The 16,293-nt window shown below is 66.1% G+C and carries 12 protein-coding genes; 2 read left to right on the top strand and 10 right to left on the bottom strand.

Features of this window, described 5'->3' with window-relative positions; all coding sequences use genetic code 11:
- Positions 1 to 7: 7 nt before the first annotated feature.
- The gene (locus ABIB28_RS00760) at positions 8 to 1,321 is read left to right on the top strand and encodes a sugar MFS transporter (RefSeq protein WP_354285636.1); all 1,314 of its coding nucleotides are present in this window, start codon (positions 8 to 10) and stop codon (positions 1,319 to 1,321) included.
- Positions 1,322 to 1,738: 417 nt separating this feature from the next.
- Positions 1,739 to 2,104, top strand: coding sequence for a DUF7668 domain-containing protein (locus tag ABIB28_RS00755; RefSeq protein WP_354285634.1), 366 nt, complete (start codon positions 1,739 to 1,741; stop codon positions 2,102 to 2,104).
- Positions 2,105 to 2,322: 218 nt separating this feature from the next.
- On the opposite strand, the gene ABIB28_RS00750 is transcribed toward ABIB28_RS00755, so the two are convergent.
- From ABIB28_RS00750 to ABIB28_RS00705, 10 genes are all read right to left on the bottom strand, one after another.
- Entirely contained in the window at positions 2,323 to 3,771 is a 1,449-nt protein-coding gene (locus ABIB28_RS00750) for a sugar porter family MFS transporter (protein ID WP_354285632.1), read from the bottom strand.
- Between the two features lie 25 nt (positions 3,772 to 3,796).
- Positions 3,797 to 4,663 (bottom strand): SMP-30/gluconolactonase/LRE family protein, encoded by an 867-nt coding sequence (locus ABIB28_RS00745; RefSeq protein ID WP_354285630.1) that lies wholly within the window; start codon positions 4,661 to 4,663, stop codon positions 3,797 to 3,799.
- Entirely contained in the window at positions 4,663 to 5,409 is a 747-nt protein-coding gene (gene xylB / locus ABIB28_RS00740) for a D-xylose 1-dehydrogenase (protein WP_354285628.1), read from the bottom strand. Before xylB (ABIB28_RS00740) ends, ABIB28_RS00745 begins: the two co-directional genes overlap by 1 nt.
- On the bottom strand, positions 5,406 to 6,539 hold the full coding sequence (locus ABIB28_RS00735) for a fumarylacetoacetate hydrolase family protein (RefSeq protein WP_354285626.1): 1,134 nt from the start codon (positions 6,537 to 6,539) through the stop codon (positions 5,406 to 5,408). Before ABIB28_RS00735 ends, xylB (ABIB28_RS00740) begins: the two co-directional genes overlap by 4 nt.
- Before the next feature lie 144 nt (positions 6,540 to 6,683).
- Positions 6,684 to 8,264 carry an aldehyde dehydrogenase (NADP(+)) gene (locus ABIB28_RS00730; protein ID WP_354285624.1) on the bottom strand — a complete coding sequence of 527 codons (1,581 nt, stop codon included), beginning with the start codon at positions 8,262 to 8,264 and terminating at the stop codon, positions 6,684 to 6,686.
- Positions 8,265 to 8,388: 124 nt separating this feature from the next.
- Positions 8,389 to 9,699: a xylose isomerase gene (gene xylA / locus ABIB28_RS00725; RefSeq protein WP_354285622.1), complete on the bottom strand. Its 1,311-nt coding sequence runs from the start codon at positions 9,697 to 9,699 to the stop codon at positions 8,389 to 8,391.
- An 18-nt stretch (positions 9,700 to 9,717) separates the two neighbouring features.
- Complete coding sequence (gene xylB, locus ABIB28_RS00720; RefSeq protein WP_354285620.1) at positions 9,718 to 11,172, bottom strand: xylulokinase; 1,455 nt, start codon at positions 11,170 to 11,172, stop codon at positions 9,718 to 9,720.
- 8 nt (positions 11,173 to 11,180) lie between these two features.
- On the bottom strand, positions 11,181 to 12,260 hold the full coding sequence (locus tag ABIB28_RS00715; RefSeq protein WP_354285618.1) for a glycoside hydrolase family 43 protein: 1,080 nt from the start codon (positions 12,258 to 12,260) through the stop codon (positions 11,181 to 11,183).
- 378 nt (positions 12,261 to 12,638) lie between these two features.
- Entirely contained in the window at positions 12,639 to 14,231 is a 1,593-nt protein-coding gene (locus tag ABIB28_RS00710; protein ID WP_502958193.1) for a family 43 glycosylhydrolase, read from the bottom strand.
- A 119-nt stretch (positions 14,232 to 14,350) separates the two neighbouring features.
- Positions 14,351 to 16,042: a pectinesterase gene (locus ABIB28_RS00705; RefSeq protein ID WP_354285614.1), complete on the bottom strand. Its 1,692-nt coding sequence runs from the start codon at positions 16,040 to 16,042 to the stop codon at positions 14,351 to 14,353.
- Positions 16,043 to 16,293 lie beyond the last annotated feature (251 nt).

Here is a 16,293-nt window from a genome sequence, read left to right as displayed (position 1 = left end):
TCTACGAATGGCCGCACCCGTGATTGCCGCGCCTGCCCCCGTCGCATCGGGCGATTCGCCCGACAATGGGCGCTATCGTTCGGCACTGACGCTGCTGGCGAGCCTGTTCTTCATGTGGGGCTTCATCACCGTCATCAACAACACGCTGCTGCCGCATCTGCGCAGCGTGTTCGATCTGAGCTATACCCAGACGACGCTGATCGAAAGCGTGTGGTTCATCGCCTATTTCGTCGCGTCGATCCCCTCGGCCAAGCTGATCGAGCGGATCGGCTATCAGCGCTCATTGGTGGTCGGCCTCGTCATCATGGCGGCGGGTGCGCTCGGGATGATCGTCGCGGCGCGGATCCCGTCGTACGGGGTGACGCTGTTCGCCTTGTTCGTCATCGCGAGCGGCATCACGTTGCTGCAGGTCGCCGCCAACCCGTATGTCGCGGTCGTCGGCAAGCCCGAGACCGCGTCGTCGCGGCTCAATCTGGTGCAGGCGTTCAACTCGCTCGGCGCGACGCTCGCGCCGCTGTTCGGCGGGTATCTGATCCTCGGCCGCTCGACCTCGGGCACGGCGGCGGCGGGGGCGGCGGCGCTGACCCCGGCACAGCGGCTGGCCGACGCGCAATCGGTGCAATTGCCGTATCTGATCGTCGCGGTCGTGCTGGTCGTGCTCGCGGTCGTCATCGCGCGCTCGCCGCTGCCGGCGATGGGGGCTGCCACCAAGCGCAACGCCAAGGCCGAGCGCGCCAACCATTCGCTCTGGTCGCACCGCAACCTGATCTTCGGCATCCCGGCGATCTTCATCTATCTCATCGCCGAGATCGGCGTCGGCAACCTCTTCATCAACTTCATCAGCCAGCCCGAGATCGGCAATACGACGCACGAGCAGGCGTCGCATTATCTCTTCCTGCTGTGGGGCGGGATGATGGTGGGCCGCTTCGTCGGCAGCTATCTGATGCAGCGCATCCCCGCCGAGCACGTGCTAGCCGCCGCCAGCATCGGCGCGTGCGTCGTGATGCTGATCGCGACCTTCACCACGGGGCATGTCGCGATGTGGGCGCTGATCTCGGTCGGGCTGTTCCACTCGATCATGTTCCCGACGATCTTCACGCTCGGCATTCGCGGGCTCGGGCCGCTGACCGAAGAGGGGTCTGGGCTACTGATCATGGCGATCGCCGGCGGCGCGCTGGTGATCGTGCAGGGCAAGCTGGCGGATATGTACGGGCTGCAGACCTCGTTCCTGCTGACGGCGGCGTGCGAGCTGTATGTGCTGTTCTACGCGGTGTGGGGGTGCCGGGTGAGCGGCGCGGTTGAGGGGCAAGGCGCGGCGTGAGTGCCGCGCGGGGTTGGTTGACTCGATTGACCCCAAGACGTGCTGTTTACAAAGCCGATCGTTTCCGTTTTTGCGCTAATGTGCGGGCGCGGGTTCGACGATTTTAAAGAGCCTGACGGGTATATCATGAAAGGTGGGATGTAGGACAGCGCTGGGTCTGCTGGCGGGCGGGCGCGGTTCGTCCGCGTAGGCTGCCGTGGGCTTCGGCAATGCTAGGAGCCCGCATTCCCGCTCGCAGCTTCGGTCGTTCCCGTGCAGACGGGAAAACAATGCCGCTAAGCTGCCGCAAAACGGAAGCTCGTCGGCGCATTGGATGCCCGCCTATGCGGGGAGGACGATAAAGGCGGAAACCGACCCCTTGCGGACATTCACCTCGCGATGCAGGTTCCCCGTGAGCGGACGCAGGAACTAGTTGGTATGCTGGCGAAAGACGCTGACGAACACTCCGTGCCATCGGAGCTACATGCCACGTTCCGAGAAATCGCAGACGCCTTCGCGGTCGGAGATTACTGCCTGCGCGATCACGCGATCCGGGGTGTGCGCGAGGTTAATCCTTCGGCGGCGAAAGCAATCGCCGAGAGCGTGTCGGCTTACGGAGACAGCTTGGCTCCCCTACACCGGTCCACGTGGGAATATGCGGTCTACCGCTGGATGGGTGATTACTGGCAGATGCTGGTTGATTTGACGACGGAGGGCGAGGAAGTGAGCGACCTCACACTTCATGCCAAGCTCCACGACACCGAACCGCACACGCTGGAAATCGAGTCGGTTCATGTCGCCTAATTGATCACCGCGCCCGAAAGCTGCCGGACCGCCACCAAATACGGTCCTTCAGCATCGGTAACTCCCGATCGGAGGGCGCCTCCTGACTGGCAGGGATCCACGGGACTTCGAGCGCATTCGTAAATAAAAAACGGGACCGCGATGGCATCATCGCGGTCCCGTCAAAAGCGATCTGCTCGAAGATCGGAGCCACACGCGCCACCAAGGTGGCGCGCGCCTTACCCCTCCATCGCCTCGAGCGACTTGCCCTTGGTCTCGTGGATGAACTTCTGCACCAGGAAGAAGCTGATCACCGCGCAGACCGCGTAGAACGAATAGCTCTTCGCGAGGCCGATGCTCCCGAGCATGATCGGGAACGACTGCGCGACGAGATAATTGGCGAACCATTGCGCAAAACCGCAGACCGCGAGCGCCGAACCGCGGATCTGGTTCGGGAACATCTCGCCGAGCATCACCCACATCACCGGGCCCCAGCTGATGTTGAACGCGAACGAATAAGCGAGCGCCGCGCCGACCGCGAGTTGCCCCATATGCCCCGGCAGCGTGAGCTTTTCGGCGACGAGCGTGCCGGTCGAGAAGGCATAGACCATCGCGAACAGCGTGACCGCCATGCCCGCCGACCCGATCAGCAGCAACGGCTTGCGGCCGATCTTGTCGACCAGGCCGATCGTGATGAAGCACGCGACGATCGAGATCGTCCCCGAGATGATGTTGGTCATCAGCGCCTCGGACTCGGAGAAGCCCGCCGCCTGCCACAGCGTCGCGCCGTAATAGAAGATCACGTTGATGCCGACGAGCTGCTGAAACACTGCGAGCAGCAGACCCGCCCAGACGACCGAGCGAAGCCCGAGGAAGCCGCGTCCACCCGGCGGCGTCAGTACGTCGGAGAGGCGCGGGCGATGGTCCTTCGAGAAGCTCGCTTGAATCTCGCCGAGCGTCAGTGCGCCCTGGCGGGTGCCGAACAGGCTGGTCAGCACGTTCAGCGCTTCTTCGTTGCGTTGCTTCGAGACGAGGAAGCGCGGGCTTTCGGGGATGAAGAACAGAGCGATGAAGAAGACCACCGCGGGCACCGCCTGCAGCAGGTACATCCAGCGCCACGCGGCGATGCCCAACCAGAGCGGGTTGAGCGAGGCGACGTCGTTGGGGTTGACGGGGTTGGACGCGGCTGCCGCGAGGTAATAATTGGCGAAGAACGCCGCCGTCAGACCGGTGATGATCATGATCTGCTGGACGGTCGTCATGCGGCCACGGATGTTGGGCGGCGCGACCTCCGAGATATACGCGGGCGACAGCACGCTGGCCGCGCCGACCGCGATCCCGCCGCAGATGCGCGCGATGACGAACAGCGTATGGTCGTGCGCGATCCCCTGGACGAGCGCACCGAGCAGGAACAGCAAAGCAGCATCGCGCATCACGTTGCGACGGCCGATCGCATCGGCGAGCGTGCCGGCGGAGAACGCCCCGATGACGCAGCCGATCAGCAGCGATCCGACGGTGAAGCCCAGCCCGGCATCGTCGAGCGCGAACGCCGCCTTGAGCCCGGGCTGCGTCCCGTTCACCGCGCCGCTGTCATAGCCGAACAACAGTCCGCCGATCGTGGCCACCGCCACGATCGCCGCAATGAACCCCAGATTGCCCCTTTGGGTATCGGGCTGCGTGAGTGCCATATCGTTTTTCCGCTCCTGAAATCGTTTATAGTTTTGCTGGATAGACGGGCAGGCCACACACGCCGGCGTCGAACGCGAAGAGATTGCCGGCGAGCGGCTGCGCTTGCAAATCCTGTTGTGTCAGGCCCTTGCGCGCGGTTGTTGCATAGGCGGTGCGCAGATCTGGGCCGCCGAAGGCGATCTTGGTGACGTTGGCGACGGGGAATTCCACCGTCTCGATCAGCGTGCCCGCCGGATCGTAGCGCCGCACGCCCCAGCCGCCGAACAGCGCGACCCAGACACAGCCTTCGGCATCGATCGTCGAGCCATCGGGATGGCCTTCGCCGGGTGCGATTTCGCAGAACAGTTCGGGCGCGGCGAGCGTGCCGTCGTCGTTGAGCACGACGCGCCACACGCTCCGGCCGAGCGTATCGGTGTGGTAGAGCGTGCCGCCATCGGGCGCGATCGCCGGGCCGTTGGTGATGACGACGGGGGCGAGGCCGCTGTCGGTGCTGCCGTGCGGATCGGCACGATAGAGCCGGCCGCTCGCGTCCTGCTCGGCATTGTCCATGCTGCCGAACCAGATGCGGCCCTGAGCATCGGTGGTCGCATCGTTGAGGCGGTTGCCGGGGAGGTGCGGCTCGGGATCGAACAGGTGGGTAAACTGCCCGCCGCCGGGGTCGAAGGCGTGCAGGCCGGTGTCCAGCCCAGCGATCATCCCGCCGCTCGCGCGCGGTAGGACCCAGCCGACTTCGCCCGGCGCGTCCCAGTGCTGCAGAGCATCGCGCGCCGGATCGAAACGGTAGATCCGCGAGCGCTTGATGTCGACGAACCACAAGGCCGCGTCATGCCAGACCGGCCCTTCGCCGAGGATCGCGCCGATCGGCTGGACCGAGCGTACCGCGCCGACCATCAGCGCCAGCCCGCGTCCACGAAATAGTCATGGCCGGTGCACATCCGCGCATCGTCCGAAGCGAGGAACAGCGCGAGCGATGCGACGTCGGACGGCTGAATGCGGCCATCGAGGCATTGCGCGGCGACGATCTCGGCCTCGCCCTCGGGGGTGTACCAGCGTTCCTGCCGCGGGGTCTGGATATTGCCGGGGACGATCGTCGTGACGCGAATGTTGTCGCGGCCGAGATCGCGCGCGAGGCTGCGCGTGAGGCCCTCGATCGCGGCCTTGGCGGTCTGGTAGAGAACCAGGTCGGGGAGCCCCAGATGCCAGCTGATCGACCCGAAATTGACGATCACGCCGCCGCCCGCGGCCTTCATGCCGGGGACTACGGCTTGGGCGGCGAAGAACAGGTGGCGGAGGTTGGTCGCCATCCGCTCGTCCCAATACGCGGGGGTCACTTCCTCGATCGTGTGGCGGTCATCGCGCGCGGCGTTGTTGATGAGGATGTCGATCCCGCCGAGCTCGGTCGAGATCCTGGCGATCGTCGCGGTGAGCGCATCGATGTCGCGCAGGTCGCAAGCGTGGAACCGGCCGGGCGCGAACTTCGCCGCTGTCGCTTCGCCGGCTTCCTTGTCGATGTCGATGAAGGCGACGTTTGCCTGCTGCGCCGCAAACGCTTCGACCAGCGCAGCGCCGATCCCGCTGCCGCCGCCGGTGACCAACACGCGCTTGCCGACGAGACTTGGATAGACGGCACCGCTCACCGGGTTGCTCCCAACAGGCCGCGTCCGGCGAGATTTGCGAAAAGCGCGCTGATCCCAATCGTCCAGGGCGCGGCATCACGCGAGGTGACGACACGATTGACGAGACGGCCGAGCCGCGCGCTTTCGATCGTCACGCTGTCGCCGACCTTGTGGGTGAAACCACGGCCGGGCTCTTCGCGGTCCTGCACCGGCGCAAACAGCGTGCCGAGGAACAGCACCAAGCCGTCGGGATATTGATGTTCGCTCAGCGTCTGGCGGACCAAGTCGAGCGGATCGCGGCTGATCTCGGCCATGTTGCTCGCGCCGTCGAGGACATAGCCGTCCTCGCCTTCGATCCGCAGCCGCAATTCGGCCGAGCGGACATCGTCGATGCCGAAGCCGGCGTCGAAGAGCCGGACCATCGGCCCAAGCGAGCACGACGCATTGTTGTCCTTCGCCTTGCCGAGCAGCAGCGCCGAGCGGCCTTCGAAATCGCGGAGGTTGACGTCATTGCCGAGCGTCGCGCCGACGACGGTGCCGCGGCTGTCGACGAGCAGGGCGATCTCGGGTTCGGGGTTGTTCCAGGTCGAATCCGAGCGGATGCCGATCTCGGCATCGCCGCCGACGGTCGAGAGGACGGGCGCCTTGGTGAACACCTCGGCATCAGGGCCGATCGCGACTTCGAGATATTGCGACCACATCTCGTCGTCGATCAGCGCTTGCTTGAGGTCAGCCGCCTCGCTCGAGCCCGGCACGACCGCGCGGATCGACCCGCCGACGCGCGTTTCGAGCCGCGCACGGATGTCCGCCGCAGCGCTCGAATCGCCGCGGGCGCGTTCCTCGATGACGCGCTCGATCGCCGAGACCGCGAAGGTGACGCCGCAAGCCTTGACGCATTGCAAGTCGACGGGGCTGAGCAGGGTCACGGCCGACGGGTCGAATACGCCGAGCGAGACGCCGCCGGTGCCGCTGAAATCCCCCGCTTCGACGAGCGCCGAGACGGTAGGGGCGACGCGCGCCATGTCGAACAATTCGCCGCGCACGAGCAGGACCGGCGAGGGGCCATCGGCGCTCTCGATCCGCCCGAGGAAAGTCCCGTTCTGCCAGTCCGCCGCCAGTGCAGACCGCTGTGGGTCGCTGCTGCCCGCCATCCTCAACTCCCGTCACGTTTTTATATCTGATAGCGCTACCAACACGAGGTCAAGCGATGTGTCATGAGCGCGGGACCGGTGCGGCCGATCCTCCGCGTGCAGCATCGCCGCGGCAGGCCCTCGCCCACCGCGGCGTGTGCCGTTTTACCGCGGCGAAGCTTCGCGAACGCCTTCGATCCGGCGCGCGACGTGCCACGTATTGTCGGGCGCGATCGCTGCCGGGAGCAACTCCGCCGGCAAGTTCTGGAAGCAGACCGGCCGCAGGAAGCGATAGATGGCGAGCGTGCCGACCGAAGTCGTCCGCCCGTCGCTGGTGGCGGGGAAGGGGCCGCCATGCACCATCGCGTGGCTCACCTCGACCCCGGTCGGCCAGCCATTGGCGAGGATCCGCCCGACTCGACCGGCGAGCGTGGGGAGGAGCTTGGCCGCGGCGGCATGATCGTCGGCATCGATCTGGAGCGTCGCGGTCAGCTGGCCTTCGAGCCCGGCGACGACGCGCGTCAGCTCGGCAAGGTCGGTGCAGCGCACGACCACCGCCGACGCGCCGAACACTTCATGCCCGAGCGCGCTGTCGGCGAGGAAGGCGGCGGCATCGGTGTCGAACAGCGCGCCGACCGCCTGGTTGGCGCCAGTGCTCGCGCAACCGCGCGCGACGGTCCGGACCGAACCGTGTTCGGCGAGCGCGGCGACGCCCTTTTCGAAGCTGTCATGGATGCCGGGCGAGAGCATCGTCGCGGGCTGGCTGCCGCCCAAGGCGACACCGGCCGCGTTGACGAAGGCATCGAGCTCGGGGCTGTCGATCGCGAGGACGAGGCCGGGATTGGTGCAGAATTGCCCGGCGCCCATCGTCAGCGACTGGACGAACGCGGTCGCCAGCGCATCACCGCGGGCGGCGAGGGCTGCGGGGAAGAGGATCACGGGGTTGATGCTCGACATCTCGGCATAGACCGGGATCGGCTCGGCGCGCTGCGCCGCGATCTTGACGAGCGCCAAGCCACCGCCACGCGAGCCGGTGAAGCCGACCGCCTTGATCCGCGGATCGGCGACGAGCGCGCCGCCTAGATCGTTGGTCTCACCAGGCAGATACGAGAAGGTGCCGGCGGGCAGGCCGCACTTGGCGACCGCGCTGGCGATCGCGCGTGCGACGAGTTCGCCGGTGCCGGGATGCGACGGATGGCCCTTGACGATCACCGGGCAGCCCGCGGCGAGCGCCGACGCGGTGTCACCACCGGCGACCGAGAAAGCGAGCGGGAAGTTAGACGCGCCGAACACCGCGACGGGGCCTACCGCCACATTGACGCGGCGCAGATCGGGGCGCGGCAGCGGCGCGCGGTCGGGAAGCGCGGGGTCGATCGTCGCATCGAGCCAGTCGCCCTGGCGGACGACGGTCGCGAACAGCCGCAACTGGCCGACGGTACGGCCACGCTCGCCTTCGATCCGCGGGCAAGGCAGGCCGCTTTCCTGGACGGCGCGGTCGATCAGTTCGTCACCGATCGCGACGATCGCATCGGCGATTGCCTCGAGGAAGGTCGCGCGCGTTTCGGGATCGGTCGCCGCATATTCGGGGAAGGCCGCTTCGGCGAGCGCCGCTGCATCGGCCACGGCATCGACACCGGCCGAGGAGAAATCGGGGGTGAGGGTCGCGCCGGTCGAAGGGTCGATCCCCGAAAATCGCGTCGTCGCCTGCCGTTGCTCGGCACCGATCAAAATCGCTCCGTCGATCATAGATACTGTTCCTTGAATTAGTCCGACATAATAGAAGCTGCCGGCGCAGAGTACAAGGCGACCAGCGCAAGGGCTCGTCGGAAGATCGGCCCGTCCGCGCGAAACGGACGGGCCGATCGCTTGATCAGATGAAGCGGTTGATGAGGTTCTCGATCCGCTCCTGCCGGCCCGAGCGCGGCTGTGGGTCGATGCCCTGCTCGACCGCGAGATCGGCGATCGCCGCCAGGTCGAGCGACCCGATCTTCTGGCCGAAATCGGCGTCCCATCCGGCATAGCGCTCGGTCTTGATCGCATCGAGGCGACCGTCTTCGATCAGCGCTGCTGCACTGAGCAGGCCCTTGGCGACGACGTCGATCGCGCCGACATGGCCGTGGAACAGATCGACCGCGTCGATCGACTGGCGCCGCACCTTGGCGTCGAAGTTGAACCCGCCGGTGGTGAAGCCGCCCGCGCGGATGATCTCGAGATTGGCGAGCGTCAGTTCCTCGACCGAATTGGGGAACTGGTCGGTATCCCAGCCATTCTGCGGATCGCCGCGGTTGGCGTCGATCGAGCCGAAGATGCCGAGCGCCGCCGCGGTCGCGATTTCATGCTCGAAGGTGTGGCTGGCGAGCGTCGCGTGGTTCGCCTCGATGTTGACCTTGACCTCGTTCTCGAGGCCGTAGCGCTTGAGGAAGCCGTACACCGTCGCGGTGTCGAAATCGTACTGGTGCTTGGTCGGCTCGAACGGCTTTGGCTCGATCAGGATCGTGCCGGTGAAGCCGATCTTGTGCTTGTGCTCGACCACCAAGTTGAGGAAGCGGCCGAGATTGTCGAGCTCGCGCTTGAGATCGGTGTTGAGCAGCGTCTCATAGCCTTCGCGACCGCCCCACAGCACGTAGTTCGCGCCGCCGAGGCGATGCGTCGCCTCGAGCGCGTCGCGGACCTGCATCGCGCCGAACGCGAAGACTTGCGGGTCTGGGTTGGTCGCGCCGCCGGCGGCGAAGCGCGGGTGGCTGAACAAATTGGCGGTGCCCCACAGCAGCTTGCGGCCCGACGAGGCCTGGAGCTTCTCGAGGTGATCGACCGCTTCGGCGAAGTTGCGGCGATGCTCGGTGATGGTGGCGGCATCGGCCATCACGTCGACGTCGTGGAAGGTGTAGAACGGGATGTCGAGCTTGGTGAAGAAGTCGAACGCGACTTCGCGCTTCTGCGCGGCCGCTGCCAAATCATTCGCGCCGGCATGCCACGGGCGGTTGAACGTGCCGCCACCGAACACGTCCGAGCCGGGCCAGCAGAAGGTGTGCCAGAAGCAGGCGGCGAAGCGCAGATGGTCTTCCATCCGCTTGCCCATGACGACGCGGTCCTTGTCGTAATAGCGATAGGCGAGCTCGTCGTCGGTCTCGGGGCCCTTGAAGGCGATCTGCGGAATGTCGGCGAAGAAATCGGTGGCCATCGGGGCGCTCCTTGGGTGTCAGTTGGATGCGGTGAGGGGAGAAATCTGGGCGTAGGCAGCGCGGAACCTGGCCTTCTTCGGCGCTAGCCGTTCGGTCAGCGCGGCATCGGGGGCGATGCGATGCGAGACGGGTGGGGCGACGCAGACGTCGGCGGGCGTTCCGCCATCGACCGCGATCTGCGCGAGCCGCGCGGCGCCGAGCGCGGGACCGACCTCGCCGCCCTGGAGGTAGACCAACGGCACGTCCATCGCGGCGGCGAGCGTCTTTCCCCAATAATGCGAGCGCGCGCCGCCGCCGATCACCGCGAGTTCGGCGACCTCGGTTCCGGCTTCGCGCAGCACGTCGAGCCCGTCTGCGAGCGCAAACGCGACACCTTCGAGCACCGCCTGCGCGAGGCGGTTGGCGTCGGTGTCGTTGTCGAGCCCGACAAAGGCGCCGCGGACCTGCGCGTCGTTGTGCGGGGTGCGTTCGCCCGAGAGATAGGGGAGGAAGATCTCGGGACCATTGGCGGTACCCGCCGCTTCGGCGCGTTGGAACAGTTCGGCAGCACCACTCGCGCCGGTGAGCCGCGCGACCCAGTCGATGCACGACGCGGCGCTGAGGTGGACCGACATCTGGTGCCACATATCGGGCAGGCAGTGGCAGAAGGCGTGGACCGCGCGCGTCGGGTTGGGCCGGAACGTATCGTTGGCGACGAAGATCACGCCCGACGTGCCGAGCGATAGCAAGGCCTTGCCATCGGTGACGACGCCGACCCCCGCGGCACCACCGGCATTGTCGCCCGCACCGCCTGCGACCGGGACCTGCGCCATGCCCCAGGCCTCGGCGATGTCGGCACGGAGCGTGCCCGCGACGTCGGTGCCCTCGACCAGCCGCGGCATCTGTGCCTCGGTCAGCCCGCAGGCGGCGAGCAGCGTGTCGCTCCAGCGCCGGCCCGCAACGTCGAGCCACAGCGTGCCCGCCGAATCCGACATGTCGGACGCCTTCTCGCCGGTCATCCGCAGCCGGACGTAATCCTTGGGCAGCAGCACCGTCGCGACCTGCGCGAAGATCTCAGGCTCATGCCGCCGCACCCATTCAAGCTTGGGGGCGGTGAAGCCCGGCATCACGATATTGCCGCCGATGGTGCGGAAATCGCCCGTGGTCTCCTCGAGCGCCGCGCATTCCGCGAACGAGCGCCCGTCGTTCCACAGGATCGCGGAGCGGAGCGGTTTATCGTTCGCACCGAGCAGGGTCGCACCGTGCATCTGCCCGGCGAGCCCGATCCCGCGGACCGACCGGCGGACCTCGGGGTCGATCGCGAGCACTGCGGCGGTCGTCGCCTTCCACCAATCCTCGGGGTCCTGTTCGGACCACAAGGGGTGAGGGCGCTGGACGGTGAGCGCCGCGACGCCCTGGCCGACGACCGCGCCATGCGTGTCGAGGACGACGGCCTTGACACCCGACGTGCCGATATCGATTCCGAGAAACATCGTCTGCCTTATTTGACGAGCGGATCGATCGTCTTGATCGTCCCGTCAGCGTTGAAGGTGAGCTCGGTCAGCTTCACGTTGCGCAGGTGGTTCTTCCCGCTGAGCTGCGTGTCGGCATAGAAGAGCCACCACTTTCCGCCGGTCTCGATGATCGAGTGATGCGTCGTCCAGCCCTGGACGGGGTTCATGATATGCCCGCGATAGGTGAACGGGCCGTACGGACTGGTGCCCGTCGCATAGTTGAGGAAGTGGGTGTCGCCGGTCGAGTAGGTGTAATAATAGTGCCCGCCGCGCTTGAACATCCACGACGCCTCGAAGAAGCGCTTGTCGTGATCGCCGCCGAGCACGGGCTTGCCGGCTTCGTCGAGGATCACCGCGTCGTGCGGCGTTTCGGCGAGGCTCTTCATGTCGGGGTTGAGCCGCGCGACCTTGCCCGTCAGCGCGGGCTTGGTGTCCTGGCCGAGGTCGGTGTCGCTGCCATTGGGATCGAACGTGCCGTTCTTCCAGCGCTGGAGCTGCCCGCCCCAGATCCCGCCGAAATACAGATAGCTCTTGCCGTCGCTGTCGGTGAACACCGCCGGGTCCATCGAGAAGGCGCCCGCGATCGGTTTGGGCTCGGCCTTGAACGGGCCCATCGGGCTCTTCGACGTCGCGACGCCGACCATGAACTTGCCGAGGCCGTTCTTGTCCTTGGTTTTGTCGCGCGCCGGGAAATAGAGGTAATAGGTGCCGTTCTTGTAGGCAGCATCGGGCGCCCACATCTGCTGCAACGCCCAGGGGACTTGGCGGACGTCGAGCGCGACCGGGCCGACCGTGACGGGGGCGCCGATCTTGTCCATCTTCAGCACGCGATAATCGTGCATCGCATATTGGTTGCCGAGATCGTCGTCGGGGGTCTCGGTCGGCACGTCGTGCGACGGGTAGATGTAGATCTTGCCATTGAAGACGTGTGCCGACGGATCGGCGGTGTAGATCGACGTGACGAGCGGTTGCGAAAGATAGCGCCGGCCATCAGGGGCGCGATCCTGCGCCAGCGCGAGCGATGCGGTTCCACACGCCAGCACGGCGGCTACATAACGATACGCCATTGGTCCTCTCCCCGATGCGCGTGACCGCGCTATAGCAGACAGGTAGCGCTACCATTTGGACGCTGCAAGCGGTTTCGGGATCGTACGCATTCCAAGACACGCTGCTGGCGGAGCGCGCCGTCGCCGATCGCATCATTCCCCTGATCGGCACCCGGCTGGTCGGTTGGAGGCGCATGGGCGTGGTCAACACGATCTGCGGCGCTCGCGGCCAAGGTTGGAAAGCTGGATCAGTCGATGATGGCTGCCACCAAACTTGAAGCGTGCCGTGCGGTCACCCAGACTTCGTGTCGTTCGCGTCGGCAAGGGGCGCGTCGAGGTGGAATTGGAGGTGCGGCCGGATATCGTCGTCCGGCGATCGGATCAGGGACCCGTCGTCCTTCACAGCGCGCGGAAGCGGAAGTCGCGAAAGCGCGCTTCGCCCGTCCCAGCTGCGTAGAGGCCGGGTCGCAGCATCAGGAAGCCACCGCGAACATTGTGATGATAGCCCGACACCTCCATGCCCCGATCGAAGCGCTGCCAGCTTCGGCCTGCATCGTGCGATGTGTGGATGGCGACGATATGGCGGGTGTTGGTGATGCGGATCCGCATCCTGCGCCCGTGCGGGTTGGACGGGCGTCCGCGCTCCATCCCATATTGATGCGTCACGAAACGCCGCTCGTCGAAACCGAGTCCGGCATATAATCTGTCGTCATAGAACAGCACCAGTCCGGCGGTAGCGCCGGGAGCGATCTCGACGTCGCATTCGAAGGCATAGGCCTGGTCGCCGGCCGTCAGCAACAGGGGCGAGGAATCGACCGGCGCGGTTCCGCTCGCGCGCAGCACCAACGCGCCTTGCTCGATGCGGAGACGATCAGTTTCGTGCGGGCCGGGGCGAAAGAAGTTCCAGCGGCTGCCGAGGTCGAGCCGCGTGAAGGCGTCGCTGAGCGGCTGGCCGTGCGGCACGGCAGCACCGCCACGCGGCTTTGCGAGCGGGCGCGAGAGATCGCCGCCGGTCATCCGAAACCAGCCATCCGCGGTCCACGCGACCGGATCGAGCAGCGCCTGGCGACCGAGCGTGCAGAAGCCATTCTCGTAACCGTGATAGATCGACCACCAACTCCCGTCCGGCGCCTCGATCAGGCTGGCATGGCCGCGCGACCACCAGCGTTCATCGGTGCTGGTGGTGCGCACGATCGGATTGTGCGGACAGTGCTCCCACGGCCCATGCAGCGAGCGCGATCGCGCGGCGATCACCATATGCCCGGTCGGCGGGCCCGCAGTGCCGCCGACCGCAGTGATGAGATACCAGTAATCGCCGTGGTGCGCGATCTTCGGTCCCTCCGGGCTGAAGCTCTCGACGTCCCATTCCGCGGGATAGTGCCACGGGTCATAGACATGCTCGACTGCGCCGAGCGTCGAGAGGCCGTCGGGCGCGAGCCGGATACGGTCCCCGCCCGAAAGGAACAGCCAGCGCGATCCGTCCTCGGCCACCGCGTGGCAGGGGTCGATATGGGCGGGCAAATGCAAGTCGATCGGGTCGCTCCACGGGCCGTCGATGTGATCGGCATGGATCACGAAGATCGTGTTGGGGGTCGCCTTGACCGGTATGTAGAGGAAATAGCGCCCGTCATGCTTGGCCAGGCTGACCGCCCAGACCGAGCCGATGTTCTTGGTCAGCGCCGCCTTGCGCGGTTGCCAGTTCACCAGATCGCGACTGTGCCACAGCGTCAGCCCCGGGTAGGAGTCGAAGCTCGAAAAGGTCATGTAATAGTCGGCGCCGTCCTTGAGGATCGCCGGGTCGGGATGGTCGCCGGACAGCAGCGGGTTGAGGAAGCGGCCGTCGCCCTGATCGGGCACGCGCTGGTTATCGAACCCGCGGCGCCAGGCGGCGGCCGGGAGCGCTCCCGATCCGGGCGGTACGGCGGCGGCCGGTTCGGTGGCCAAGGCAGCGGTGCCGGCCAGCGCCAGACCGAAGGCATCGCGACGGCTGATTTACATATCGGTGTCCTAAGCGGGATTTGGGTAGGGACAAAGCCACCCCGCCGGCCGGGGCAAGCGGGGTGGAGGCTCCCGGTGGGGACTTTCAGCGCGCATGCCGGGGATACCGGCGCTCATGGCTGGGGATTCCAGCCGGCATTGCCGTTCCATTGCGCGAAGACCTTCGCGCGGGTGTCGAGCGAGGACAGATCGGCGGTGCTGCTGGCATAGCGCGTTTCGCGACCGGTCAGCGGCAGCGTCGCGCCGCCCGGCGTCATCGATCCGCTCTCGCGCCAGCCCTCGCGCGCCGTCGGCAACAGATTGGGGACCGGATTGGTGAACCAGCCTGCGGGCGCGATATGTGGGCCCATCTTGACGCCGATATAGGCGACCGAGTCACAATATTGGGTGGCATTGCCGGCCGAGCCGCCGCCGAGCGCGAGCATCGTCGTGCAGAACCCCTGTCCTTGCGTCGAGCCGCCCGAGCGCGCGAGATAGGCCGATCCGTCGGGCACGCCGCTCGCCGCGGTCAGCGTCCCGCCGAGCACGACGAAGCCGGGATAGCCCTTGGCCGCGCGCGACTGGAAGAGGTAGCCGCCCGACCCCGGCGTCGTCGGATCGAAGACAGTGCGAAGTTCGGAATTCTCGATCACTTCGGCGAAGGGATAGCCCCACAGGAAATCGACATCGCCGGTGATCAGGCTGTTGTAGATCCACACCCAGCCTTTCATCTGCAAGGTATCCTGCGTGCCGAGGAAGTTCATGTCGGTGGCGATGAAGCGCGATCCGTTGAGCGTCGCCGAATTGTAGTAGATCACCTCGGCCTGGCTGTTCTGCGTGGCATCCTTCACGTGCGTGTTGGCGAAGGTGAAGTTGCTCAGCTTGAGCAGATCGCCGCCCTCGACCAGCAGCACCGCGCGCCCGCCGCCAAGCGACAGGCGCGTGCCGAGCGTGGCGGCGCCGCCGATGTTGCTGAAGGTGGTGTTCGGAGTCGCGCGGCTGCCGCCGGTGCCGGGATTGAACGCTTCCCAATTGCTGTTGCGCACGATCGTCCCGGCGCGGGTTTCCCCCAGGATCGTGAGATTGCTCACGTTGCGCAGGAACAGTTGCTCGTCGTAAATGCCGTTCTTGAGCGTGATCGTCTTCGGGCTGGCGGCACTCGGGCACGACAGGCAGCCCGTCGCCATGACATAATCGAGCGCGCCCTGCAGCGAGCGGAAGTCGGCCGGTCCATCGTCGTCGACGATGAGATTGGTGGTCGAGGTCGGCGCGGACTTGGTGCGGAAGGTCCAGGCGGTGGTGCCGCCGATCCCCGGAAAGCTCCCCGCGCCGCCGAACGGGCCGTTGAACACCGACTGGTCGACCTGAACGTAATACGCTGTGTCATACGCCAGCACGCCGTCGTGGAGTTTGATCGTCGCGACATTGCCTGCGACGCTGACGGGCCGATAATAGGTGTAGCGATATTGCGTGAGGCTCGCCACGCCGTTGCCGATCTTGTCGATCTCGGTATTCGCGGCGCCGAGTGCGCTCTGCGTTTCGCCGCCGGTGGTGACGATGTTCGCCGAAGTGTCGATCGTGTCGACCAGCGTTCCGTCGCTGCGATAGACGCGGATCGTGCCCGAGCCGGTGATCACCGGCGGGCCATCGAAGGTCAGCCGTAGCAGCGTGTCCTTGAACGCGGCCGTGTCGCCCGTCGCTGGCAATACCGCCAGCACTGCGGTGGTCGCGCTCGGTGTCGGGGTCGGCGTACTGCCGCCATCTTGGCCGCACCCGCCGGTCAACACCAGCATGGCCGTCAGCGACAGCCCGATCCGCACCTTCATCGCCATCTCCCGTATTCGATGCCGGATGGTTCGATCTCCAACATTCTCGGCTCATCTTGATACCGGTGTCATTGCTCGTCAAGGGTCGATACTGACCAATATGGGAGCCAGATCAGATACTTTCGAAGAGTCTACTGAGCGGGATCAATTCTCAGGTGCAAAATTCGTCAATCCAACGCCGCTGACTTATTGACACCGGTGACATCGGCAAATCATAAGAGCCGCCAGGGCGTCCGCAGAGGCGTCAACCG

It is taken from the genome of Sphingomonas sp. UYEF23, assembly GCF_040546165.1.
GTDB lineage: Bacteria > Pseudomonadota > Alphaproteobacteria > Sphingomonadales > Sphingomonadaceae > Sphingomonas > Sphingomonas glacialis.
This window is presented reverse-complemented; position numbering and strand designations above follow the sequence as displayed.